Here is a 21,547-nt window from a genome sequence, read left to right as displayed (position 1 = left end):
CACTCGCGGATCTTTGCCATGTCTACCCTGCAAATCGAATTCTTCCACGATGTCGTCTGCGCCTGGTGCTTTGTCCTGGCCCCGCGCCTAAAACAGTTGCAAGCCGAGTTCGAGCTGGATATCCAGCACCGCAGTTTCATCCTGCAAAGCAGCCGCGAGGCGATGATCCAGCGCTTTGGCTCGATGCCCCAGGCCAAGGAAACCATCCTTGATCACTGGCAGGCCTGCGCCCGCGCCGAGGACGAAAAACGCATCAACATCCCGGGCATGCGCGAGCAAGACTTCGAATACCCCAACGGCCTGCTCGCCGCCACTGCCTGCCAGGCAGCCCATGCGCTGGCTGGCAATGCCGGTCACGAACTGATGTTCGACCGCCTGCAGTGGGCGCACCTGGTCAAGAACCGCAACATCGGTGACAAGGCCACTGTGCTGGCAATCGCCGCAGAGGCCGGCTTCGATCCACAGGCCTTCGCCCACAGCTTGCAGCACGATGCGCCTGCGTTGCTGGAGCGGGATCTGCGCCAGGGTCGCGAACTGGGCTTGCGCTCGGTGCCCTCGCTGGTGATCGCCGAGCGCTTTCGCTTGTCTGAATGCCTGACCCTGAAGCAGTTGCGCCAAGTGCTCAGCGACATCCGCGACAACCTGGACAAGACCGAGGCGATTTTGTCTTAAGGTGCGCAGCGGCTATTGCAGCGCTGGCATAGCTCCCCCAGCACCTGCACCAGCAGTTGCACGTCGGGTCTGTGCCGCAGCGCTTGCGGGTAGCCAATGTACAGCGGCACTTCCCGCTGGCGTTGATGCTGCAGCGCCACGCGGCGCAAACGCCCGGCAGCCAGCGATTCATTGATCGCATGCTCGGGCAGCCAGGCAAAGCCCATCCCGCGCTCGACCAGGGTGCAGGCCGCCGCCAGGCTGCTGACCGTCCAGCGCTGGGAGGTGCCGAGCCAGCCGCTGTTCTGCGGATGGCGGGTGCCCGAGTCACGAATCACCACCTGCCGATGCGGCTGCAAATCCGCAAGGCCCAGCTCGCCCTGGCTGGCGGCCAGCGGGTGATCGGCGCCGACCACGCAGACCAGTTTTACCGTCAGCAGCAATTCTTGCAGGTAACCAGCGGGCAGGCTGCTGGCAATTCCCAGCTCGACCTTGCCGTCTTCCAGCAGCTCGCCCGCACCAGACAATGCGGTTTCATACAGGCGAATACGATAGTCCGCGAAAGTTGCCGAATACCCCTGCAAAGCCTCTTGCAACAGCTCGAGCGGGAACAGTACATCGACCGCCAGCGCCAGCTCGTTGAACAACCCCGGCTGGTACTGATTGGCCAATTGTTCAAGCTTTTGCGCCGCGCCGAGCAAATGCTTGGCCTGGGGCAGCAACGCCTGGCCCAAGGGGGTCAAAACCGCCTTGCGACCCTCGATGATGAACAGCTCATGGCCGAGCAGCACCTCCATGCGATTGACCGAATGACTGACCGCCGACTGGGACTTGAACAAATGCTCGGCAGCCTGCAAAAAGCCGCCGCACTCGACCGTGGCGACAAATGCACGCCACTGCTCGAGGCTGATTTTGGAAAACATGCCTACCTCCCTGTATGCGCGTTCAACGTTGCGCGGCCACCAGGCACAGCATGGGCCGTTCCTGCTCTTCGGCCAATGCCGGGCAGGCCTGGACCTGTTCAGCGCTCGGCCCCCACTCCTGCACATGGGCCAGGGTGAAGCCGGCGCCTACCAGCTGATTGAGCAAGGTGCCCGGAGTGCGGTGATACTTGATCACGCCATCGGGCGCAAGGCCGCGTGCACGTTGGCGAACAGACGCGGCAGATCGTCGATGTAATGCAGGGTCAGGGAGCTGTAGGCAAGATCGAAGGCGGCCTTGGGCAATTCCAGGGTGTCGAGGTCTGCGCGCGAGTGCCTCGGCTGGCTGTAGCCATGGAAAAAGTCCGGGTTGTCGTAGATGTTCTGGGCCATCGGCGCGGTCCTTCATAAGCAGTCATAAGCATCTACACTAGCATTCCACCCCTGCACTGGAGAACGATCATGAGCGAGACCCCGTCCATTGTCCTGGTCCATGGTTTCTGGGGCGGCGCCGCCCACTGGAGCCGGGTCATCCTCGAACTGTCACGCTTGGGCCACCGTAACCTGCATGCCGTGGAAATGCCCCTGACCTCACTGGCCGACGATGCCGAACGCACACGCAAGATGGTCGCCTCGATTCCGGGCAAGGTGCTGCTGGTCGGGCACTCCTACGGCGGCGCGGTGATTACCCAGATGGGCAACCAGGCCAATGTTACGGGCCTGGTCTACATTGCCGCCTTTGCCCCTGAAAAAGGCGAAAGCCCAGGCAGCATCACTGCCAACAACCCGCCTGAAGCGGCAGCCAACCTGCAGCCGGATGGCGATGGCTACCTGTGGATCAAACCCGACAAGATGCATGAAAGCTTTTGCCAGGACCTGAGCAAGGACGAAGGGCTGGTCATGAGCGTGACCCAGAAGGCGCCGCTGGCCAGCACCTTCGGCGACACCATCGGCGACCCTGCGTGGCAACACAAACCCACCTGGTACCAGCTCTCGAGCCACGATCGGATGATCCACCCGGACAACCAGAAACTCATGGCTGAACGCATGCAACCCAAGGAGTTGCTCACGCTGGACGCCAGCCATGCCTCGCTGGCCTCCAGGGCCGCCGAAGTGGCAGCCCTGATCGACCGTGCGGCGGTCAGTCTGGCTTGACCGCCGGAGCCTTGAGCGCGGGCTTGAACCACCAGCCTTGCTGCATACCGGCCGCGGCCAGCAGGATCGCGGCTACCCCCAGCCATTGCAGCGGCTCCAGGCGATGGCCGAAGGCGAACCAGTCGACGAAGATCGCCGCGATCGGGTAGATGAACGACAGCGCCCCGGTCAAGGCGGTCGGCAGCTTCTGGATCGCCCCGTACAGCAGCACGTACATCACCCCGGTGTGAACGATGCCCAGGGTCACCAGGCTGGCCAGCGCGCCGGCATCGCCCGGCAGGCCGCGGGTGTTAGCCCAGGGCGCCAGCAAGAGGATGCCGGTGCACACCTGGATCAGGGCAATCAGGTGCGGTGGGGTGCCGCTCAGGCGCTTGATGATCAGCGCCGCCAGCGCATACAGAAACGCCGCGCCCAGGGCCAGGGCAATGCCCAGCAGGTAGTCGTTGCCGCTGCCGCCCTGGTTGCCATGGGCACTGACGATCGCCAGCATCCCGGCAAAGGAAACCGCCAGCCAGAACAGCTTCGGCACGGTGATTTTCTCGCCGAGAAACAGCGCCGCCAGACCCACCAGCATGAACGGCTGGACGTTGTATACCGCCGTGCCGATGGCAATCGAGGCCCGCGAGTAGGAGGCGAACAGCAACACCCAGTTGCCGACGATGGCCACGCCACTGAGCACCGCCAGGGCGAAGGTGGTCAAGGTCAGGAGATTGGGCTTGAGAAAACCCATGGCCAGGCAAATCAGCAGCAAGGTGCCGGCGCCGAACACGCAGCGCCAGAACACCACATCCAGCACCGGTTGCCCGGACACCAGCACGAACCAGCCAATGGTCCCGGAAATCAACATCGCGGCGACCATCTCAAGCGACCCACGGCGTATTGAACTGTCCATCACTCACCTCCTTGACGATGGGCAAATTATGACAAGGGCCCCAGCGCCGGTTCCAGTAGATAAAACAGGCTAGACTGAACCTCTACCTTTACTATCAAGGCAGATTTGGTTTTTTGCCTAACGAGGCCAGTATGACCGACGACATCGACCAGCTGTTGATCAAGGCGCTGATGGAAGACTCGCGGCGCTCGCTTAAAGCCCTGGCGCAGCTCAGCGGCCTGTCATCCCCCAGCGTCAGTGAACGCCTGCGCCGGCTTGAAGAGCGTGGCGTACTCACGGGCTACACGGTGGAGATCGACCCGCGCTGTTTCGGTTACCAGTTGCAGGCGATCGTGCGGGTGCGGCCGCTGCCAGGGCAACTGCAGGAGGTGGAGCGGCAGATCATGGCCATCCCCGAATTCACCGAATGCGACAAGGTCACCGGCGACGACTGTTTTATCGCGCGCCTGCACGTGCGCTCGATGGAACAGCTCGACACCGTGCTGGACAAGCTCAACAGCCATGCCGAAACCAACACCGCGATCGTCAAGAAGACCCCGGTGAAACGACGCTTGCCGCCAATGGCCTGAAGCTGTATGCACTCGATCCTGTGCTGACCGCACTGGCCTCATCGCCGGCAAGGCCGGCTCCCACAGTGGAGTTGTGTGTACCCTGCAGGGCCGGCGGCGTTACTGCACCGGCTCACTCGACGGCCTGGCAATCAGGCCCTTCAATTCACTGGTCATCGGAAACTCCAGGTTAAGGCCATTGGGCGGGATCGGCTGCTGGAACCAGCGATTGTAGATGCCCTCGATGCGCCCGCTGCGATAGACATCCGCCAGCGCCTCGTTGACCAGCGCCAGCAGGCCCTCATCGCCCTTGCGCACCATGCAGCTGTAGATCTCCTTCGATTGTGCCTCGCCCACCACCACCCAGTCATGGGGGTTGCGCGCCTTGGCCCGCTCGCCGTACAGCAGCGCATCATCCATGTAGAACGCCGCCGCGCGCCCGGACTGCAGCATCATGAAGGCCTCGCCATGGTCCTTGGCGCTGATCACCGAGGCGCCAAGGTTGTGCTCCAGGTTGTAGTTTTTCAGGTACTTCTCATTGGTGGTGCCGGCGGTGCTGACCACGTTCTTGCCCTTGAGGTCATCAAGGCCCTGAATGCCGCTGTCCTTTTTGGTCAGCAACTGGCCTTTGACGAAGATAAAGCCATACGAGAAATCCACCTGTTTCTGCCGCTCGGCCGTGACCCCGGTGGTACCGCACTCCAGATCGACCGTGCCGTTCTGCACCAGTGGAATGCGCGTCTGCGAGGTCACCAGGTTGTAGCGCACCTTGAGCTGTGGCACTGCCAGCTTGGCCTGCAGGTGCTTGACGATTTCAGCCGCCAGGTCGACCGAATAGCCCATGGGTTTGCCGCTGTGATCGCCCACATAAGAAAACGGAATGGACGAGTCGCGATAGCCGAGGGTGATGCTGCCGGATTCGGCGATCTTCTTCAGGCTGCCGGTGAGCGGCGGCGTTTCGGCCAGAATGGGCTGCGCGAAGCACAATGACAGGGCAAGCAGAGCAGGACGGTGCAAACGGGTAATCGACATCGGGACACTCCTTGCGGTTGTTGTTCTTGTTCAGTTCAGGCCGCCCGTGGGGTAAGGCCGTGCAGGTCGATCGACGGCGTACGGCCGCCTATCAGTTCGGCCAGCAGCCGGCCACTGGCACAGGCCAGGGTAAAGCCCAGGGCGCCATGACCCAGGTTGAGCCACAGATTGCGGTACGCCGTGGCACCGAGCAACGGCACGCCACTGGGGGTTGCCGGACGCATCCCGGCCCACTCGCAGGCATGTTGGTAGTCGGCGGCCTCGGGCAAGGTCGCCACGGCCAACTGGCGCATGCTGGCCAGCCGCGCTGGATCGGGCGCTTCATCAAAGCCGACGATATCGACCATGGCGGCGATGCGCAGTTGGTCTTCAAGGCGGGCATAGACGATCTTGCGGTCATAGTCGGTGATGCTCACCTGGGGCGCCTGCTGCCCGGCCTTGATCGGCGCGGTCAGGCTGTAGCCTTTGAGGGGATAGATTGGCAGGTGCAACCCGGGCAGGCCGAGGCTGGCACTGCGGTGCCCGGCACACAGCACCAGGCGCTCCACCGGCAAGACCTGCTCACCCAGTTCCAGCGCCTGCACCACCGCGCCGCTGTAACGGATGCGCGTCACCGTCTGCCCGAGCCTCATGCGGCATTGCCCCGACGCCTGCAAGCGCTCGACCAGGGCCAGGCAGAAGCGGTGACAATCGGCGACCTCCTCATCGGCGGTAAACACCCCGCCGATGAAAGGGGCATTGGCCAAGGCCGGCTCCAGCGCGCCGATCTCTTGCCCATCAAGCACGCGCTGGCCTTGCGGGTCGAGCAGGTGCTGGCGGGCATGCGCGAAGCTTGCGCGGTTACGAAAGGTCACCAACTTGCCGTTACGCCGCCAGGCGAACCCATCCAGCGCGTCTTCCTCGCGCCATTGCATCAACGTGCTCTGACTGTGCAGGGCCAGGCGCAGCAGGTGTGCGGCATTGGCACGATTGACCGAACTGCGGCATGCGGCCATGAAGGCCCCCATCCAGCGCCATTGCGCCAGGTCCAGACGCGGGCGCAGTTTCAGTGGCGAGTCGCGGCGCAGCAGCCAGCCCAGCGCTTGCAACGGCACCCCGGCATCGGCCAGGGGTGCAACATAGCGATAAGACAACTGCCCGCCGTTGGCAAAGCTGGCGCCGCCGGCAAGGCTGTCACGTGCCTCGATCAGGTCGACGGCAAAGCCGTCACGCACCAGGGCGTAGGCCGTTGCCAGACCAATGACGCCGCCGCCGATCACCGTTACCCGCTGTGCCATGTGCTTTCATCCGCCAATCCGAAGGCCTTCAGACTAGGCCCGGTGACAGCCTGGCGATAATGAATAAAAATGGGTAAAGCATAAACAAAGGTTATGGGCCGCCCCATGCGCTTGCGTCATATCGAAGTGTTCCAGGCCATCCGCCAGACCGGCTCCATCAGCGGCGCCGCGCAGTTGCTGCACGTGACGCAGCCTGCGGTGTCGAAGATTCTCCAGCACGCCGAAGCGCAGCTGGGCTTCCCGCTGTTTTTGCGCGTGCGCGGCAAGTTGCAGATCACCCCGGAGGCCCTGGCGCTGGAACGTGAGGTCGATAAGGTCAGCGACAGCGTTGAGGGCGTTCGCCGCCTGGCCGCCAGCCTGCGCCGACAACCGGGCATGACCCTGCGTATCGGGGCAACGCCGGCCTTGGCCCTGTCGCTGTTCCCCCCGGTGATCAGCCAGTGGGCCGAGCGCCATCCACAGTCCGAGTGCGAACTGTCGAGCTTGCACAGCCGCGAGCTGGTGCAGCAGTTGCTGATGCGCGAGATCGACGTCGCCCTGACCTTGCGCCATCCCGAACATCCCGGCTTGAATGTGCAGCCCCTGGCCCATGGCATGCTGGTGGCACTGGCGCCGAAGGGCTATTGGCGCGAAGACCGCCAGGGCGTACCGCTGGCGGTTGAAGCCCTGGCCGATGCGCCGTTGATCGGCCTGAGCAGCAGTGACCCGCTGGCCGCCCAGGTCGGCCATTACCTGAAGAGCCTGGAGCCGGCACCGCGAATCAGCATCCGCGTACAGACCTATTCCCTGGCCCGGGCCATGGTCGAAGCCGGTGCAGGGCTGGCGTTGATCGATCCGTTTACCGCCCAGGGCTCGGCGCAAACGCTGGTGCGGCCGTTGAATCCCGCCCTGCCCATTACCCTGTATGCCTTGACCCGTGCCAACGAGAGCCAGCCGCATACCCTCGACGACCTGTTGCGGCTATTCAGCGAGCGGGCCCATGAACAGATCGCCCGGGTCAGCCGCTAGCCATGCCTTGAAAAGCGCTGGCAAGCAGCCCATCCTTGCGCCCCTACCCTTGCAAGGATCGCAGCATGGTTCGCCTGTTCATTACCGTTGCCACGCTGCTGAGCAGCGCCGCCGTCCTGGCTGTGCCGCCCGTGCACGTCTATCAGGGCACCCAGGGCGACACCGAAATCGAAGTCGCCCTGACCTACGACGCCCAGCACAAGACCATCGAGGGTTACTGGCTGGAACCGCAGCGCCAATGGCTGATCCCGCTTGAGCGCACGCCCTACGACCATCGCTTGCCGCTGCTGATCAACATCCTGAACAACCCTGACCTGCCCTCCTGCGCACTGCTGATTCAGCCTTTCGTCTTTACCCACGACCGCGAGCTGCGCGGTGCCCGGGTGAACCTGCGCACCCGCGAACGGCAAACCCTGCAGCTCAAACGTGTTACGCGTTTCAGCGACCGCCAGGATTCGTCCTGGCAGGGCCAATTGCTGCAACTGCCATTGGACGGGCGCCGGCTATTTCGCGTGCACGCGCACAAGGGCGCAGGCGAGTACGTCGGCACTGTCGATAGCATCAGTATCATTGATCGCACCAGCGGCCAGCCCGTGCAGGTCATCGACAACCTGGCGTTGTTCTTTCAAGGCAGTGCCAGCCTGAGCTTTGCCGACTTCAACGGCGATGGCGTGATTGACTTCAAGGCCACCCCGGTGGGCCAACTGGCCAGCGGTGGCGCTGCCGGCAAGGCCGTGCAGTACTACGTCTATCAACCGGCCAGCGATCGCTACGCGCTCAAGACTGAGCAGCAAGCCATGGAGCGCAACCGATGAGCACACTACGCAAGTGCCTGCTGGCCGTCGGGCTGCTCGGCCTGAGCCTTGGCGCCCAGGCCTACCAGTCGGTGTACCACGGCACCTTGGGCAAGCAAGCGATCACCCTGGTGATCGAGAAAACCAACGACTACAAGCACGGCTTCTACTTTTACGATCGCTATCGCACGCCGATCCGCCTCAAGCGCTCGGTGAACTACAGCCGCCAGTTGTTCATGGATGAACTGGACAGCGGCGGCTTGCCCACCGCTCGACTGAGGTTCTACAACCCCGATGGCAACGCCGCCAGAGAGCCCATGCTCGGCACCTGGACAGCCTACGCCAATGCCAGGCAGTTGCCCCTGGAGTTGCGCCTGGTGGCTGACTTCGGTCATCAGCAAGCCTGGCCTGCCGGCACCCCGTCATTACCCCAGGCGGCGTCCACCGAGCGCTTCTATTTCCAGATCCCGCTGGCCGATGACCATGACCGGGTGAAAACCATCGAGGTCATGGAAAAGGCCAGCGGCAAGCGCGTGCAAACCCTCGAGGTCGATCTGCCCGACTGCCACAGTCAGGGCATTGACACCCTCAAGGTGCGGCTCGAGGGCGGCAGCACCCAGGTGTTGCTGGAAGCCAGCAGCTATTGCCTGGGCAAGGTATTTGAGTGGCGCGAAGCCAAGGGCCAGTTCGAAGCACTGAACTGAGGATCAGCTCGGACAGGTGTGCTCGCCGTTGTTCAGGCCCTGCTTGTAGTTGCGGCTGAGCAGGCTGGCCTTGCCGTCGTGCCAGGTCAGGGTCAGCACATACATCGAGTCGAAATCGCCGCCGTCCCAGTCCTCGGTGATCACCCGTTTCTCCCCCAGCGCCTTGCCGGCCACGCTGTTGATCAGTTCCGGCAGGTAGCCGTGAGACCAGGCGGTGTAGACGGTGGCGTTGCGGTATTTGTCCTGCAGCAGCTCGTCGGCCAGCTCGCCGGTGTCATTGGCAGCGAAGTCGATATTGACCGGCAGGCCGAGCTTGATGGCGCTGGGGCTGATGGTCATCAGCGGGCGGATGTAACTGTAGGCGTCGTCCTTGCTGCCCTCTTCAACCTGCCGGGACGGGTTGGCGGCGAACACGTAGTCGGCCTTGCCGAATTTCTCTGGCAATAGCGTGGCCAGGTCCAGGGCACGGTTGAGGCCCTGGCAATTGAGCTGCCCCAGGCCTTCGCCGGGTTTTTCGGCGTGACGCAGGAACACCAGGGTCTGCACACCGTCCACAGGTTCGGCGCGACTTTCCACCGCCTCGACGGCCAGCAGGCCGACACCGGCAAGCAGAGCAAGGGACAACGCGGCGTGACGGTGACGCATGAACAGGGACGGCAACTTCATAGGGCTCTTCACAGCAAAAGGGTTGAGGCTGACCCGCCTGTGCCACCCCGCGGCCGAAGCCGCGGGGGGATCCCTGTCTGATGTTCCGTCCATGGAATCGGGCATGCTTCAGAGTGCAAGAATGCCGATTGGTTCGATCCCTGAAGGCTCGGCCCTGAGCCTGAGGCCACTGTAGCGTGGTGATGTTGCTGAATTAAGACGGCTGTCAGGTGCCGATGGCGATGAACCACTTCGGTTTCATCCGGCCGAAATCCTGCCGGCGGTTGTGCTTGAGGGCCTTCTTGGAGTCCAGCACGTAACACTCACCGGCCTCACGCACGAACACCACCCAATGCCAGAAGGGCCGACCGTTGTGCAAGCGCCATTTGATCGCCAGCAGTGCCCGGTTGGGCAGCGCCTGCCAGTTGCTGAACAGGGTCTGCTCGGCATTGGCGGTAATGCCCAGGTGGCTCAGCAAGCGCCGTACGTAGGTGGCGTCGGACCACAATTGCGGGTCCTCGGCATGAATACCGAGTGAATTGGCCAACTGCCGGGCCTGGGCATAATCGATCTGCGCCAGGGCGGCGCAGGCGGCAATACCGCAGCCAGAAGGCTGCTCTTGAATGACTGCATCCATGCAGGGTGCTCCTGTATCAATCGTCGCGGGTAAGGACTTCGAGCAGTTCGATCTCGAAGGTCAGGTCCGAATTGGGCGGGATCGCGCCTACGCTGCGCTCGCCATAGCCCAGATGCGCCGGCACCAGCAGCTTGCGCTTGCCGCCGACCTGCATGCCCATCAGGCCCTGGTCCCAGCCCTTGATCACCCGGCCGGTGCCGATCACGCACTGGAACGGCTTGCCGCGGCTGTGGGAAGAATCGAATTCGCTGCCGTCGGCGAGCCAGCCAGTGTACTGGGTAGTGATCAGCGCGCCCTTGACCACGGCCTTGCCATCGCCTGGCTGGATATCGATGATTTGCAGTTCGCTGCTCATGCTTGACCTCGTTGAAGCGGAATATGCCTTTGGTGGGCAGCGTTTTCGCAGGGTTGGCGGGGTTTTGCAAGGCCCATGACCATCATGGCATCGCGGGGCAAACCCGCTCCCACACGGGCCTCAGGCAGTCGCTGGCGCCCTGCCCGGCTCATGCTGGCGCATCGACCAACACACGCCGCCGATCACCAGGACAATCGCCGCCCCCTCCAGCAGGCTCGGGCCGCTCTGGCGCCAGATGAAGGCGTAGAGCAAAGCGAACAGGGTTTCGAAGACGATCAACTGGCCACTCAGGGTCAGCGGCATACGCTTGGACGCGGCATTCCACAACACCGCCGCCAGCCACGAGCCGAACACCGCGCACCCCAGGCTGTACAGCCAGAACAGCGCCCAACGCTCAGGCGGCGCCTGGACCTGCAACGGGGCCGGCTGCCACAGCGCCAGCACCGCCACCAGTACCAGGCTGAACACGCCGGTCATCACTCCGCTGAGCACCGACCACTGATGGCTATCAAAATGCCCGCACTGCTTGAGGTAACGGCTGTTGTGCACCGCGTACCAGGTCCAGCAGGCCAGCGCGCCCAGGGCATAGAGCACACCGGCAAGCTTGTCGGCCACCGCCCCGGGCTCCAGCGCAAAGGTCTGCAGGTTGATGCAGAGCATACCGGCAAGGATCAGGCCCAGCGGCAGCAACAATTGCCGCAGCGCCACCCCGCCGCTGTCGTGGCGGCCATACAGGGTGATGGTCAATGGCAGCACGCCGACGATCAACGACGCCGGCGCCACGCCCAGCCGCTGGATCGCCGCCACCAGGCAGATGAAATACAGCAGGTTGCCGATCAGGGCCAGGCGGCCGATCATCCACAGGTCGCTCAAGGTCAGACGTTTCAGGGCTTTGCGCATGGGAATCGCCAACACCAGCGTCACCAGGCCGAACAGCACGAAGCGCGCGCAACTGAGCAGCACCGGGCTGAACTCCGGCAACAGCTGCGGCACCATCAGCACCAGCCCCCACATCGCACCGGCTGTACCGGCATAGACCACACCCCGTTTCACGTGCCTGCTCCTGTTCAAAGAAGTGCGCAGGCTACCGCCTGGATAACGCCTGGACAAAAGATCATTCGGCATGCAGGCATTCCCCTGAGGAATACCTTTAACGCTGAAAGCATCGACCTTATGATTCAGCCATTCCCCAGACCGGATCGCCACATGAGCCGCTTCAGCCGTCACCTGCCACCATTGGACACCCTGATCGCCTTCGAGGCCGTAGTGCGTACCGGCAGCTTTACCCGTGCCGCCAGCGAGCTGTACCTGACCCAGAGCGCGGTGAGCAAACAGATCAAGGTGCTGGAGGAGCACCTGGGCGCGGTGCTGTTCGAACGCCGTGCCCGGGGCATTGCCCTGACACCGGCAGGCGACGGCTTCAACGCCATCGTCGAGCCCATGCTCGAAAGCCTGCTGGCCAATGTGCTGCGCCTGAAAAGCGGCCACGGCAGCCGCAACGTCAGCGTCATCTGCACCCACGCGGTGGCCCAGTACTGGTTGTTCCCGCGCTTGCTGCGCTTCAACGAGCAGCACCCGGAGCTGACGGTGAACATTCACGCCAGCAACGAAATCAGCGAGAGCGATATCGGCAACTACGACTTCGGCATTCTCTACGGCCATGGCCACTGGAGCTCGCTCAAGGCCAGCAAGCTGTTCGACGAAACCATCTACCCCATTGCCAGCGTCAAACGGGCCCTGCCCGCCGTGCATTCACTCAGCGAGTTGCAGGCCTTGCCGTTGATTCAACTGGATGCCTCGGCCTGGAACTGCCTGGACTGGCAGGACTGGTTCGCCCATCAGGGCCTGCGCTACCAGGCGCCGGCAAATGCGGTGACGTTCAACCAGGTCAACCTGGTGTTCGATGCGGTCATGCAGGGAATGGGCGTGGGCCTGGGCTGGGAGTTCATGGCCCGCGAGCGGATCGACACCGGTTCGATCCGCCAGGTGTCAGCGTTTGTCGTGCACACCGGGCAAGCCGACTACCTGGTGCACGACAAACAGGCCCTGCGCTCGCCGGCGGCCCAAGTGTTCGAGGCATGGTTACTGGCGCTTAGCTGAACATGGCCTCGACCTGCGCGGCGGTCATTTCCTCGGTCCGGTTGGCAAAACAGTAGTAGCCCGGTTTCTTGTCGACATACACCTGCAGATCGAAGATCCAGTCGGTATCGCCCTCCAGCACACCGACCGACACCGCGTCGAAGTTGCCGGATTTCAACCGGTACAACAGGTGCGTGCCACACGTGCCACAGAAACCGCGCTGGGCCCAGTCGGATGAGTCATGGAACACCGGCTGGCCGCGGGTGAACTGCACCGGCTCAGCGCAATGCACCGACAGGAACGGCCCGCCGCCCCACTGCCGGCACATGCTGCAATGGCAGGCGTTGACGCTGGCTTTCTCCAGGCTGACGCTGAGTTTGACGGCGCCGCACAGGCAGCGGCCGTGTTTTTCCAGGGACATGGTCAAGGCTCCTTGCTGGGAGAGGTAGCCGGCAAGTCTAGCAGCTGTTATCCACAGACCGGGGTCAACACCGGCGCGCCGGCAAAGAATGCCTGCAGGTTCTTCAACACCAACTGCACGGTATCGCACGCAGCCTGCGGCGACTGACCGGCGACGTGCGGGGTCAGCACCACATTGCCCAAGGCCTTCAAGGCATCAGGTACTGCGGGCTCTTGATCGAACACATCCAGCGCCGCGCCAGCAATCACCCCCGACGCCAAGGCCTCGACCAGATCGGCCGTATTGACCACGCTGGCACGGGCGATGTTGACCAGAAAGCCGTCCGCGCCAAGGGCTTCAAGAACCGGTTTGTCGACCAACTGGCGGGTATGGGCGCCGCCCGGGGTGGCGACGATCAGAAAGTCCGATGCGCGGGCCAATGCCAAGGGGCTGTCGCAGTAGTGATAAGCGGCATCGGTACGCGGATTTCGGTTGTGGTAACTCACCTGCATCTCGAAGCCCTGCGCCGCGCGCTTGGCAATCGCCAGGCCGACTGCGCCCAAACCGAGGATCCCCAGGCGCTTGCCGCTGACCGACGGACTGATCACCCGGTTCCACTCACCACGGCGAATCGCGGCATCAGCGCGGGGAATGTCGCGCACCACCGCCAACAGCAAGGCCATGGCATGGTCAGCGACCGCCGTGGCATTGGCGCCGGCACCATTGGTCACGGTGATGCCGCGCGCAGCAGCCGCTGTCAGGTCGACCTGCTCGTAACCGGCGCCGATCACGCAGATGATCTTCAGTGCCGGCAAGGCGTCGATCTCGTCGGCATACAGGCCCAGCGGACCACGGGTCAGTACCGCGTCGATCTCCCCGCCATGGCGGGCAATGGCCTCGGCGCGCAAGGCCGGGGTCTGCGCGCGAATCAGGCGAAAACCGTTGTTCTCCAAGAGCGGCAGGTAGTCGTCGACCGTTTCTACCAGCACCAATACCGTCTGAGTCATGCCATGCCCCCGGGCTATTCGCGAGGGGGCATTATGCGGACTTCAGGCTACTGGGCGAAAGCCCGGCCCAGGCCGCCCGGCACGCCACTGCTGTCGGTTTCCTGCCACGGGCCGTTGAGGTTGGTCGACCAGCTCCAGCCGTTGTTCCAGCGGTAGTAGGTGCGCTGGCGGTAGAAAGTGTTGGGCTTGCCGTCGAGCACGTACACGCCCAGGCGCGGGTCCCAGTGGCTGGCGCCACCGGGCGGTGGCGCAAAACTCGGTGAAGTGCGCTGCACCGGCTTGGGCACCGGGGTCACGGCTGGCTTGCTCGGCACCGCGCCCGGCTTGGGCGCAGGCTTGGTGCTCGGGCCCGGCGGCAGGGTCTCGATCGGCGGCGCGGTGGGTTCGGAGGGCTGATGAACGGTACATGCACTCAAGCCCACAACCAGGGATAGAAGGGTCAGGCGGGCGATGCTGTTCATAGTCGATCTCTTACTGGTCCGGGCGGTCGATGGTCAGGTGCTGCGCAGTGGTGGTGCTGCTGGCCAGGGGAGCACCCTGCCCGATCCATTCGCCACGGGTCGGCTGGCCAGCACGAGAGATGCGCGCAACCAGTTGGACTTCAGGGAAGCTCGACAGTTTCATGTTCGGCATCATCGCGTCGCTGTCGCTCAGCTCGACCTCGATCGGCAACTGGGCCACGGTCACCCGCTTGGCCGCCAGCGGCATCGGCGGGCCTGCACTTGCGCGGGCGAAGATGAACACGGTGTCATCGGGCCTGACCTTGTCCTTGAGCGCCGCCGCCAGCTCCACCCGTACCTTCAGGCGTGCCGTGGCCTGCTCGGCGACCGCCGGTGCGGCCTTGCCCTCGCCGGCCTTGAGCTTCTCGCTGGCGCGCTCGATCCCGCCCTGCAGCGCTGCCCGCGACGCATCGCCCTCGGGCAATTGCGCCAGCAGGCGGTTCCAGTAGCCGATGGCTTGCTGATAGTGCTCGCTCTCGAAGGCGGCGATGCCGAGCAAGCCGAGGCTGGTGACTTCGTTCGGGTCGGCCTTGAGCGCTTCGTCGGTCAGGGCCTGGGTCTGGGCATTCCACTGCTTGTTGTTGGCAAAGTACAACGCCTGGGCCCACTGCCCGAGCAGCTCCGGCTCACGTCCGGCAACCGCCACGGCACGTTCGAAAACCTTGGCCGCGTCACCTGGACGCTCCTGGGCCATGTAGGCACGACCGAGGAAGTACAGGCCTTCGGCCGAATCCGGCTGGGCCTTTACCGCCAGCTCCAGGCGACGGGTCATTTCTTCCATGGATTGCGGCGCCTTGGCAAACTGCTGGGTCAGCTCGACCTGCTCGCTGGCGCCAAAGTGCAGGTACAAGCCCAGGCCCATCAACGGCACCAGCACCGCGGCCAGCAGCGGCAAGGGCTTGCCCAGGCGGCCCAGGCGTTGCGGTTCGGCGCCCTCGGTATCGGCCAGCAGCTCGCGCGCGGCCTCGTCGCGGCCCTTGCCGAACTGCTCGGCATCGAGCACACCCGCGGCCTGCTGGGCAGCCAGCTCGGCGACGCGCTCCTGATACAGGGCAACGTTGAGGGCGGTGCGGTCTTCTTCCTGCTGCGCACGACGGCCGCGCAACACCGGGATCAGCAAAAAGCTCAGGGCTACCAGCAACAGCAGGCCTGCAGCAAGCCAGAAATCAGTCATGGTTGTGTTCTTTGTCCAGCAATTTGGCGAGGCGCTCGCGCTCCTCGGGGGAAAGGTCGGCGTTACCTGCGCCAGCCTGGCCACGACGCTTGCGCACGATCAGCGCGAGCACGGTAAAGCCGCCCAGCAGCAACACGCCGGGGCCGAACCAGAGCAACCAGGTGCGGGCACTCAAGGCCGGCTTGTAACGGACGAAGTCGCCGTAACGATCAACCATGAAGTCGACGATCTGCTGGTTGCTTTTGCCTTCGCCGAGCATGCGGAAGATCTCCCGGCGCAGGTCGGCGGCAATCGGCGCGTTGGAGTCGGCGATGTCCTGGTTCTGGCACTTGGGGCAGCGCAGTTCCTTGGTCAGCTCGTGATAACGGGCGCGCTCGGCCTCATCGGCAAATTGATAGGTGTCGATCGCCGCCTGGGTCACCCCGGCCAGGCTCAGGCCGAGCACAGCGGCTGCCAGCCAGCGCTTCATGGCTTGGCCTCATCGACCAGGCTCTGGTATTGCGGCGCCAGTTGCTCGCGCCAGACGCTGGCATCGACCACGCCGACGTGCTTGTAGCGGATGATGCCCTTGGCGTCGATCAGGAAGGTTTCCGGCGCGCCGTACACCCCAAGGTCCAGGCCCAGGCTGCCCTGCTCGTCGCGGATATCCAGCTGGTAAGGGTTGTGGAACTCGGCCAGCCACTTGAGAGCGGCGGCGTTGTCATCCTTGTAGTTGACCCCGTGGATCACCACGCCCTGCTCGGCCAGCTTGTTCAGGTACGGGTGCTCGACCTTGCACGACGGGCACCAGGTGGCCCAGACGTTGACCAGCGCCGGCTTGCCGAGCAGGTCGGCTTCGGTCAGCGGCTTGCCGTCCACCGATTGCAGGGCAAAGGCCGGGAACGGCTTGCCGATCATCGCCGACGGCAGTTCGCTCGGGTCGAGGAACAAGCCGCGGTAGAGAAACACCGCCACCAGCAGAAACACCGCCAGCGGCAGCACCATGATCCAACGCTTCATGCAGTTGCTCCAGACATGCCCAGTGCCTCACGCACACGGGTTTTCACCTTGACTCGATAACGCCCGTCGAGCGCCGCCAGCAGGCCACCGAGGCCGGTCAACAGGCCGCCCAGCCAGATCCAGCGCACGAACGGCTTGACGTGCACCCGCACGGCCCAGGCGCCGTTGTCCAGCCGCTCGCCGAGAGCGACATAGAGGTCACGGGTGAAACCGGCATCGATACCGGCTTCGGTCATCATCGACTGCTGCACGGTATACAGGCGTTTTTCCGGGTGCAGCACGCTGATCTCGCGGCCGTTCTCGATCACCCGTACGGTGCCCTTGTCGGACGTGAAGTTCGGCCCTTCGAAGTGCTTGGCGCCTTCGAAGATGAACTGGTAACCGGCCAGCTCCACCGACTCGCCCGGCGCCAGGCGCAGGTCGCGTTCGGCACTGTTGTTGCTCGACAGCACCACGCCCAGGGCACACACCGCCAGCCCCAGGTGCGCGACATGCATGCCCCAGTAGCTACGGTTCAAGCCCCGCAGGCCCTTGAACAGGCCTTTGTGGCGGGTTTTGTCGAGGATGTCGCGGGCACCGGCGAGGATGATCCACGCGGCCAGGGCGAAGGTGGTCAGCACCTGCCAGTCGAAATCATCCACCAGCAGGCCGCCGATCGGCGCCAGCACGGCGCTGGCGATCAGCACCGGGGTGAGCATGCCCAGCAGCCATTTGCTCGGGGTGTCTTTCCAGCGCACGATCACGCCCACCGCCATTACCACCATCAGCAGCGCCATCAACGGGATGAACAGCGCATCGAAGTACGGCGGGCCGACCGACAGCTTGGCCCCGGTCAGGGCGTCGAGGATCAACGGGTACAGGGTGCCCAGGAGGATCATCGAAGCCGCCACCACCAGCACCAGGTTGTTGGCCAGCAGCAGGGTTTCCCGCGACCACAGGGCAAAGCCGACCTGGCTCTTGACCACCGGTGCGCGCAGGGCGAACAGGGTCAGCGAACCACCGACCACGAACAACAGGAAGATCAGGATGAAGATGCCGCGCTCGGGGTCCGAGGCAAAGGCATGCACCGAGGTCAATACCCCGGAACGGACCAGGAAGGTGCCCAGCAGGCTCAAGGAGAAGGCCGCGATGGCCAGCAGCACCGTCCAGCTTTTGAACACGCCGCGCTTCTCGGTGACCGCCAGCGAGTGAATCAGCGCGGTGCCGACCAGCCAGGGCATGAACGAGGCGTTCTCGACCGGGTCCCAGAACCACCAGCCGCCCCAGCCCAGTTCGTAGTACGCCCACCAGGAACCGAGGGTGATGCCGATACCGAGGAAGGCCCAGGCAACGATGGTCCACGGCCGCGACCAGCGGGCCCAGGCGGCGTCCAGACGGCCGCCGAGCAAGGCGGCAATGGCGAAGGCAAAGGCCACCGAAAAGCCCACGTAGCCCATGTACAGCATCGGCGGGTGGACGATCAGGCCGATGTCCTGCAGCAGCGGGTTGAGGTCGGCGCCGTCGCTCGGTACCTGCGGCAGCAGGCGCTTGAACGGGTTGGAGGTGATGATCAGGAACGACAGGAAGCCGACGCTGATCATGCCCATGACGGCCAGCACCCGCGCCAGCATCACCTGTGGCAATTGCCGGGAGAAGATCGACACGGCAAAGGTCCAGCCGCCGAGGATCATCGCCCAGAGCAGCAGCGAGCCTTCGTGGGCGCCCCACACGGCGCTGAACTTGAAGTACCAGGGCAAGGCGCTGTTGGAGTTGTTGGCAACATAGGCGACCGAAAAGTTGTCGGTCATGAAGGCGTGGCTCAGGCAGGCGAAGGCAAATGCCAGGAAGGCGAACTGGCCCCAGGCCGCCGGGCGCGCCAGGCCCATCCACAGGCTGTCGCCACGCCAGGCGCCAAGCAACGGAACGCTGGCCTGGACGCAGGCGAAGCAGATCGCCAGGATCATCGCCAGCTGGCCCAGTTCAGGAATGATCAGTGCCGCATTCATGGCTTGGCTCCGGCATCGGTGGCGGCGGCCTGGCCGCTTTCCTTGAGGGCCTTGGTGACTTCCGGCGGCATGTACTTCTCGTCGTGCTTGGCCAGCACTTCATCGGCCACCACCACGCCTTCGGCATTGAGCTTGCCCAGGGCGACGATGCCCTGCCCTTCGCGGAACAGGTCCGGGAGGATGCCGCGGTAGGTGATCGGCACCGACTTGTTGAAATCGGTGACCACGAAGCGCACGTCCAGCGAGTCGCCAGAGCGTTGCAGCGAACCTTTCTCGACCATGCCGCCGGCGCGGATACGGGTGTCCAGCGGTGCTTCGCCGTTGGCGATCTGGGTCGGGGTGTAGAACAGGTTGATGTTCTGCTGCAGGGCGCTCAGGGCCAGGCCCACGGCGACGCCGATGCCGGCCAGCAGGCCGAGGATGATGAACAGACGCTTTTTACGCTGCGGATTCACGGTTTGTTCTCCCGGCGCAGACGGCGCGCCTGTTCTTGCAGGTAACGACGCTTGGCCAATACCGGCGAGGCGACGTTGAAGGCCAGCACCAGCAGGCAGATGCCGTAGGCTGACCAGACGTACAGGCCGTGATGGCCCATGGCGAGAAAATCACTGAAGGAGGCAAAGCTCATCGCGCCATCTCCCGACCCAGGCTGTTCATTACTTCCTCCCTGACCCAGCTGGCGCGCGCCTCGCGCTTGAGCACTTCAAGGCGCATGCGCAGCAACAGCACGGCGCCGAAGAAGCAGTAGAAGCCCAACACCGACAGCAGCAGCGGCAGCCACATTTCGGCGGGCATCGCCGGCTTTTCGGTGAGGGTGAAGGTGGCGCCCTGGTGCAGGGTGTTCCACCACTCCACCGAATACTTGATGATCGGAATGTTGATCACCCCGACAATGGCCAGCACCGCGCAGGCCTTGGCCGCGCTCTCACGATTACTGATTGCATGGCTCAGGGCAATGAGACCGAAGTACAGGAAAAGCAGGATCAGCATCGACGTCAGTCGCGCATCCCAGACCCACCAGCTGCCCCAGGTCGGCTTGCCCCAGATGGCGCCGGTAACCAGCGCCACGGCGGTCATCCAGGCACCGATGGGCGCCGCGCACTGCAGGGCAACGTCGGCTATTTTCATCTTCCAGACCAGGCCCACCACACCGGCCACCGCCAGCATCACGTAGCAGGACTGGGCGAGCATCGCCGCCGGCACGTGGATGTAGATGATCCGGAAGCTGTTACCTTGCTGGTAGTCCTGCGGCGCGAAGGCCAGGCCCCAGACCATGCCGACGCCGATCAGCAGCAGGGCGGCAATCGCCAGCCACGGCAGCATCCGCCCGCTGATGGAATAGAACCATTTGGGTGAACCCAGTTTGTGAAACCACGTCCAGCTGATTGCGCTGCTTTTCATCACGGTACATCCAGGGTCTTTGCTGGGCAGTGCCCAGACCTCATTATTCGCCGACGCTGATCTTCAGGCCAGCCGCTATTGCAAAGGGTGCCAGAGTTACTGCCAGGGCGGTCAGGCTGCCAAGCCAGAGCAGATAACCGGTCGCCGGCATAGCTTGCAATGCCGCCTGCAAGGCGCCACTGCCCAGGATCAATACCGGGATATATAACGGCAAAATAAGTAGCGCCAGCAGCAGGCCGCCACGTTTCAAACCGACTGTCAGAGCCGCACCCACGGCGCCCAACAGGCTCAGTACCGGGGTGCCGAGCAAAAGCGATGCCAGCAGTACCGGCAGGCAGGCTGCAGGCAAACCTAGCATCAGTGCCAGCAAGGGTGCCAACAATACCAGTGCCAGGCCGGAAAAGGCCCAGTGTGCCAGCACTTTCGCCAGCACCAGAAGAGGCAGGGGGTGCGACGAAAGGACCCACTGTTCGAGCGAGCCATCCTCGAAATCACTGCGGAAAAGCCCGTCCAGCGAGAGCAGAACCGATAAAAGCGCTGCCACCCAGACCAGTCCCGGAGACAAGGTTTGCAACAATTGAGTCTCAGGACCGACCGCCAACGGGAACAGGGCGACGACGATGGCGAAGAACACCAGCGGGTTGGCAAGTTCGGCGGGACGTCGGCACAACAGACGCGCTTCACGACGCAACAACAGCACAAACACACTCATGCGGCCCACTGCCCCAGGTTCAGTTCACGGTAACCGGACGGTTTGCGTTCCAGCGTGTGGTGGGTGGTCAGCACGACCATGCCGCCCTGCTCGCAATGGGCGGCCAGGTGCGCTTCAAGCTGGGCCACGCCCTGCTTGTCGAGGGCGGTGAAGGGTTCGTCGAGAATCCACAGCGGCGGGCTGTCCAGGTACAGGCGGGCCAGGGCCACGCGGCGTTGCTGGCCGGCCGACAGGGTATGGCAAGGCACGTCTTCGAAGCCACGCAGCCCGACCGCGTCCAGGGCCTCGCGGATTGCCGCAGGCGCTGCCGGGCGATGCAGGGCGCAGAGCCAGGCGAGGTTTTCCTCGGGGCTGAGCACGTCCTTGATACCGGCGGCATGGCCGATCCACAAGAGGATGCGCGCCAGCTCGTTGCGCTGCTCGGCCAGCGGTTTGCCATCGAGGCGGATCTGCCCGGCCGTCGGGCTCATGAGGCCGGCCATCAGGCGCAGCAGGCTGGTCTTGCCACTGCCGTTGGGGCCGCTGATCTGCAGCATGTCGCCTGCGCCCAGGTGCAACTCGAGGTTTTCGAAGAGCATTCGCCAGTCGCGCTCGCAGGCCAGGCCCACGGCTTGGAGATGAGGGGTCACGGTTTCGCCTTATGCTTGGGATGCCTGTCTCAAGTCGGTCCCG

General features: G+C 63.9%; 27 protein-coding genes and 1 pseudogene. 7 read left to right on the top strand and 21 right to left on the bottom strand.

Annotated features, from left to right (window positions below; translation table 11 throughout):
* The first annotated feature begins 18 nt into the window (after nt 1–18).
* The gene (locus tag BV82_RS08495; protein WP_036994345.1) at nt 19–672 is read left to right on the top strand and encodes a DsbA family oxidoreductase; all 654 of its coding nucleotides are present in this window, start codon (nt 19–21) and stop codon (nt 670–672) included.
* Here BV82_RS08495 and BV82_RS08490 read toward each other — a convergent pair.
* Both BV82_RS08490 and BV82_RS08485 read right to left on the bottom strand, forming a co-directional pair.
* Entirely contained in the window at nt 669–1,574 is a 906-nt protein-coding gene (locus tag BV82_RS08490) for a LysR family transcriptional regulator (RefSeq protein WP_036994344.1), read from the bottom strand. The genes BV82_RS08495 and BV82_RS08490 overlap by 4 nt on opposite strands.
* Before the next feature lie 22 nt (nt 1,575–1,596).
* Nucleotides 1,597–1,910 (bottom strand): annotated as a pseudogene (locus BV82_RS08485) (methyltransferase domain-containing protein); the annotation flags it as partial.
* A 123-nt stretch (nt 1,911–2,033) separates the two neighbouring features.
* On the opposite strand from BV82_RS08485, the gene BV82_RS08480 reads away from it, so the two are divergent.
* The gene (locus BV82_RS08480) at nt 2,034–2,726 is read left to right on the top strand and encodes an alpha/beta hydrolase (protein ID WP_036994342.1); all 693 of its coding nucleotides are present in this window, start codon (nt 2,034–2,036) and stop codon (nt 2,724–2,726) included.
* Here the strand turns inward: BV82_RS08480 and BV82_RS08475 are convergent.
* A complete protein-coding gene (locus BV82_RS08475) occupies nt 2,713–3,618 on the bottom strand; it encodes a DMT family transporter (protein ID WP_010225081.1) in 906 nt (301 codons plus the stop codon). The genes BV82_RS08480 and BV82_RS08475 overlap by 14 nt on opposite strands.
* Before the next feature lie 131 nt (nt 3,619–3,749).
* Here BV82_RS08475 and BV82_RS08470 point away from each other — a divergent pair, with 131 nt between their 5' ends.
* Complete coding sequence (locus tag BV82_RS08470; protein ID WP_010225080.1) at nt 3,750–4,187, top strand: Lrp/AsnC family transcriptional regulator; 438 nt, start codon at nt 3,750–3,752, stop codon at nt 4,185–4,187.
* 99 nt (nt 4,188–4,286) lie between these two features.
* On the opposite strand, the gene BV82_RS08465 is transcribed toward BV82_RS08470, so the two are convergent.
* Together BV82_RS08465 and BV82_RS08460 are read right to left on the bottom strand one after the other, a co-directional pair.
* Complete coding sequence (locus tag BV82_RS08465; RefSeq protein ID WP_010225079.1) at nt 4,287–5,198, bottom strand: transporter substrate-binding domain-containing protein; 912 nt, start codon at nt 5,196–5,198, stop codon at nt 4,287–4,289.
* Between the two features lie 35 nt (nt 5,199–5,233).
* The gene (locus BV82_RS08460; RefSeq protein ID WP_036994341.1) at nt 5,234–6,475 is read right to left on the bottom strand and encodes a D-amino acid dehydrogenase; all 1,242 of its coding nucleotides are present in this window, start codon (nt 6,473–6,475) and stop codon (nt 5,234–5,236) included.
* Nucleotides 6,476–6,580: 105 nt separating this feature from the next.
* Between BV82_RS08460 and BV82_RS08455 the strand changes: the two genes are divergently transcribed.
* The 3 genes from BV82_RS08455 to BV82_RS08445 all read left to right on the top strand — a co-directional run bounded on the left by BV82_RS08455 (nt 6,581) and on the right by BV82_RS08445 (nt 8,981).
* Nucleotides 6,581–7,483 (top strand): LysR family transcriptional regulator, encoded by a 903-nt coding sequence (locus BV82_RS08455; RefSeq protein WP_026001418.1) that lies wholly within the window; start codon nt 6,581–6,583, stop codon nt 7,481–7,483.
* A gap of 65 nt (nt 7,484–7,548) precedes the next feature.
* A complete protein-coding gene (locus tag BV82_RS08450) occupies nt 7,549–8,298 on the top strand; it encodes a hypothetical protein (protein ID WP_051636714.1) in 750 nt (249 codons plus the stop codon).
* Nucleotides 8,295–8,981: a hypothetical protein gene (locus BV82_RS08445; RefSeq protein ID WP_036994340.1), complete on the top strand. Its 687-nt coding sequence runs from the start codon at nt 8,295–8,297 to the stop codon at nt 8,979–8,981. The genes BV82_RS08450 and BV82_RS08445 overlap by 4 nt, the downstream gene beginning before the upstream one ends.
* A 3-nt stretch (nt 8,982–8,984) precedes the next feature.
* Here BV82_RS08445 and BV82_RS08440 read toward each other — a convergent pair whose 3' ends face one another.
* From BV82_RS08440 to BV82_RS08425, 4 genes are all read right to left on the bottom strand, one after another.
* The gene (locus tag BV82_RS08440; protein WP_010225066.1) at nt 8,985–9,647 is read right to left on the bottom strand and encodes a hypothetical protein; all 663 of its coding nucleotides are present in this window, start codon (nt 9,645–9,647) and stop codon (nt 8,985–8,987) included.
* A 205-nt stretch (nt 9,648–9,852) separates the two neighbouring features.
* Nucleotides 9,853–10,263 carry a hypothetical protein gene (locus BV82_RS08435; protein ID WP_010225064.1) on the bottom strand — a complete coding sequence of 137 codons (411 nt, stop codon included), beginning with the start codon at nt 10,261–10,263 and terminating at the stop codon, nt 9,853–9,855.
* A 16-nt stretch (nt 10,264–10,279) separates the two neighbouring features.
* Nucleotides 10,280–10,618 (bottom strand): FKBP-type peptidyl-prolyl cis-trans isomerase, encoded by a 339-nt coding sequence (locus BV82_RS08430; protein WP_036994339.1) that lies wholly within the window; start codon nt 10,616–10,618, stop codon nt 10,280–10,282.
* 120 nt (nt 10,619–10,738) lie between these two features.
* Nucleotides 10,739–11,671, bottom strand: coding sequence for a DMT family transporter (locus BV82_RS08425; protein ID WP_010225060.1), 933 nt, complete (start codon nt 11,669–11,671; stop codon nt 10,739–10,741).
* A 153-nt stretch (nt 11,672–11,824) separates the two neighbouring features.
* Here BV82_RS08425 and BV82_RS08420 point away from each other — a divergent pair, with 153 nt between their 5' ends.
* A complete protein-coding gene (locus BV82_RS08420) occupies nt 11,825–12,718 on the top strand; it encodes a LysR substrate-binding domain-containing protein (RefSeq protein WP_010225059.1) in 894 nt (297 codons plus the stop codon).
* On the opposite strand, the gene BV82_RS08415 is transcribed toward BV82_RS08420, so the two are convergent.
* The 12 genes from BV82_RS08415 to ccmA are packed head-to-tail and all read right to left on the bottom strand — an operon-like array spanning nt 12,711 to nt 21,504.
* Nucleotides 12,711–13,118, bottom strand: coding sequence for a GFA family protein (locus BV82_RS08415; protein WP_036994338.1), 408 nt, complete (start codon nt 13,116–13,118; stop codon nt 12,711–12,713). The two genes, BV82_RS08420 and BV82_RS08415, sit on opposite strands and share 8 nt — an antisense overlap.
* A gap of 47 nt (nt 13,119–13,165) precedes the next feature.
* On the bottom strand, nt 13,166–14,104 hold the full coding sequence (locus BV82_RS08410; RefSeq protein ID WP_036994337.1) for a 2-hydroxyacid dehydrogenase: 939 nt from the start codon (nt 14,102–14,104) through the stop codon (nt 13,166–13,168).
* 47 nt (nt 14,105–14,151) lie between these two features.
* Complete coding sequence (locus BV82_RS08405) at nt 14,152–14,565, bottom strand: hypothetical protein (protein WP_010225056.1); 414 nt, start codon at nt 14,563–14,565, stop codon at nt 14,152–14,154.
* Nucleotides 14,566–14,575: 10 nt separating this feature from the next.
* The gene (gene ccmI / locus BV82_RS08400) at nt 14,576–15,778 is read right to left on the bottom strand and encodes a c-type cytochrome biogenesis protein CcmI (protein WP_010225055.1); all 1,203 of its coding nucleotides are present in this window, start codon (nt 15,776–15,778) and stop codon (nt 14,576–14,578) included.
* Complete coding sequence (locus BV82_RS08395; RefSeq protein ID WP_010225054.1) at nt 15,771–16,247, bottom strand: cytochrome c-type biogenesis protein; 477 nt, start codon at nt 16,245–16,247, stop codon at nt 15,771–15,773. The genes ccmI and BV82_RS08395 overlap by 8 nt, the downstream gene beginning before the upstream one ends.
* The gene (locus tag BV82_RS08390) at nt 16,244–16,777 is read right to left on the bottom strand and encodes a DsbE family thiol:disulfide interchange protein (protein WP_010225053.1); all 534 of its coding nucleotides are present in this window, start codon (nt 16,775–16,777) and stop codon (nt 16,244–16,246) included. Before BV82_RS08390 ends, BV82_RS08395 begins: the two co-directional genes overlap by 4 nt.
* Complete coding sequence (locus tag BV82_RS08385) at nt 16,774–18,747, bottom strand: heme lyase CcmF/NrfE family subunit (protein ID WP_174242323.1); 1,974 nt, start codon at nt 18,745–18,747, stop codon at nt 16,774–16,776. Before BV82_RS08385 ends, BV82_RS08390 begins: the two co-directional genes overlap by 4 nt.
* Nucleotides 18,748–18,758: 11 nt before the next feature.
* Nucleotides 18,759–19,217, bottom strand: a complete 459-nt coding sequence (gene ccmE, locus BV82_RS08380) for a cytochrome c maturation protein CcmE (RefSeq protein WP_010225051.1) — start codon at nt 19,215–19,217, stop codon at nt 18,759–18,761.
* Complete coding sequence (gene ccmD, locus BV82_RS08375; protein ID WP_010225050.1) at nt 19,214–19,390, bottom strand: heme exporter protein CcmD; 177 nt, start codon at nt 19,388–19,390, stop codon at nt 19,214–19,216. The genes ccmE and ccmD overlap by 4 nt, the downstream gene beginning before the upstream one ends.
* Nucleotides 19,387–20,163: a heme ABC transporter permease gene (locus tag BV82_RS08370; RefSeq protein WP_010225049.1), complete on the bottom strand. Its 777-nt coding sequence runs from the start codon at nt 20,161–20,163 to the stop codon at nt 19,387–19,389. Before BV82_RS08370 ends, ccmD begins: the two co-directional genes overlap by 4 nt.
* Nucleotides 20,164–20,206: 43 nt before the next feature.
* Nucleotides 20,207–20,875, bottom strand: a complete 669-nt coding sequence (gene ccmB / locus BV82_RS08365; protein ID WP_026001415.1) for a heme exporter protein CcmB — start codon at nt 20,873–20,875, stop codon at nt 20,207–20,209.
* Nucleotides 20,872–21,504: a cytochrome c biogenesis heme-transporting ATPase CcmA gene (gene ccmA, locus BV82_RS08360; protein WP_010225047.1), complete on the bottom strand. Its 633-nt coding sequence runs from the start codon at nt 21,502–21,504 to the stop codon at nt 20,872–20,874. Before ccmA ends, ccmB begins: the two co-directional genes overlap by 4 nt.
* Nucleotides 21,505–21,547: the final 43 nt, after the last annotated feature.

The sequence above is a fragment of the Pseudomonas donghuensis genome (assembly GCF_000696345.2).
GTDB lineage: Bacteria > Pseudomonadota > Gammaproteobacteria > Pseudomonadales > Pseudomonadaceae > Aquipseudomonas > Aquipseudomonas donghuensis.
This window is presented reverse-complemented; position numbering and strand designations above follow the sequence as displayed.

Excerpts from the sequence above, each read along its gene's own strand:
- BV82_RS08490 (WP_036994344.1), bottom strand. The coding sequence starts at position 1,574 with ATGTTTTCCAAAATCAGCCTCGAGCAGTGGCGTGCATTTGTCGCCACG.
- BV82_RS08475 (WP_010225081.1), bottom strand. The coding sequence starts at position 3,618 with ATGGACAGTTCAATACGCCGTGGGTCGCTTGAGATGGTCGCCGCGATG.
- BV82_RS08420 (WP_010225059.1), top strand. The coding sequence starts at position 11,825 with ATGAGCCGCTTCAGCCGTCACCTGCCACCATTGGACACCCTGATCGCC.
- BV82_RS08395 (WP_010225054.1), bottom strand. The coding sequence starts at position 16,247 with ATGAAGCGCTGGCTGGCAGCCGCTGTGCTCGGCCTGAGCCTGGCCGGG.
- BV82_RS08460 (WP_036994341.1), bottom strand. The coding sequence starts at position 6,475 with ATGGCACAGCGGGTAACGGTGATCGGCGGCGGCGTCATTGGTCTGGCA.
- BV82_RS08480 (WP_036994342.1), top strand. The coding sequence starts at position 2,034 with ATGAGCGAGACCCCGTCCATTGTCCTGGTCCATGGTTTCTGGGGCGGC.
- BV82_RS08370 (WP_010225049.1), bottom strand. The coding sequence starts at position 20,163 with ATGAAAAGCAGCGCAATCAGCTGGACGTGGTTTCACAAACTGGGTTCA.
- BV82_RS08430 (WP_036994339.1), bottom strand. The coding sequence starts at position 10,618 with ATGAGCAGCGAACTGCAAATCATCGATATCCAGCCAGGCGATGGCAAG.
- BV82_RS08495 (WP_036994345.1), top strand. The coding sequence starts at position 19 with ATGTCTACCCTGCAAATCGAATTCTTCCACGATGTCGTCTGCGCCTGG.
- BV82_RS08470 (WP_010225080.1), top strand. The coding sequence starts at position 3,750 with ATGACCGACGACATCGACCAGCTGTTGATCAAGGCGCTGATGGAAGAC.
- ccmD (WP_010225050.1), bottom strand. The coding sequence starts at position 19,390 with ATGAGCTTTGCCTCCTTCAGTGATTTTCTCGCCATGGGCCATCACGGC.
- ccmB (WP_026001415.1), bottom strand. The coding sequence starts at position 20,875 with ATGAGTGTGTTTGTGCTGTTGTTGCGTCGTGAAGCGCGTCTGTTGTGC.
- BV82_RS08440 (WP_010225066.1), bottom strand. The coding sequence starts at position 9,647 with ATGAAGTTGCCGTCCCTGTTCATGCGTCACCGTCACGCCGCGTTGTCC.
- ccmI (WP_010225055.1), bottom strand. The coding sequence starts at position 15,778 with ATGACTGATTTCTGGCTTGCTGCAGGCCTGCTGTTGCTGGTAGCCCTG.
- BV82_RS08410 (WP_036994337.1), bottom strand. The coding sequence starts at position 14,104 with ATGACTCAGACGGTATTGGTGCTGGTAGAAACGGTCGACGACTACCTG.
- BV82_RS08455 (WP_026001418.1), top strand. The coding sequence starts at position 6,581 with ATGCGCTTGCGTCATATCGAAGTGTTCCAGGCCATCCGCCAGACCGGC.
- BV82_RS08465 (WP_010225079.1), bottom strand. The coding sequence starts at position 5,198 with ATGTCGATTACCCGTTTGCACCGTCCTGCTCTGCTTGCCCTGTCATTG.
- BV82_RS08390 (WP_010225053.1), bottom strand. The coding sequence starts at position 16,777 with ATGAAGCGTTGGATCATGGTGCTGCCGCTGGCGGTGTTTCTGCTGGTG.
- BV82_RS08405 (WP_010225056.1), bottom strand. The coding sequence starts at position 14,565 with ATGAACAGCATCGCCCGCCTGACCCTTCTATCCCTGGTTGTGGGCTTG.
- BV82_RS08415 (WP_036994338.1), bottom strand. The coding sequence starts at position 13,118 with ATGTCCCTGGAAAAACACGGCCGCTGCCTGTGCGGCGCCGTCAAACTC.
- BV82_RS08445 (WP_036994340.1), top strand. The coding sequence starts at position 8,295 with ATGAGCACACTACGCAAGTGCCTGCTGGCCGTCGGGCTGCTCGGCCTG.
- BV82_RS08450 (WP_051636714.1), top strand. The coding sequence starts at position 7,549 with ATGGTTCGCCTGTTCATTACCGTTGCCACGCTGCTGAGCAGCGCCGCC.
- BV82_RS08435 (WP_010225064.1), bottom strand. The coding sequence starts at position 10,263 with ATGGATGCAGTCATTCAAGAGCAGCCTTCTGGCTGCGGTATTGCCGCC.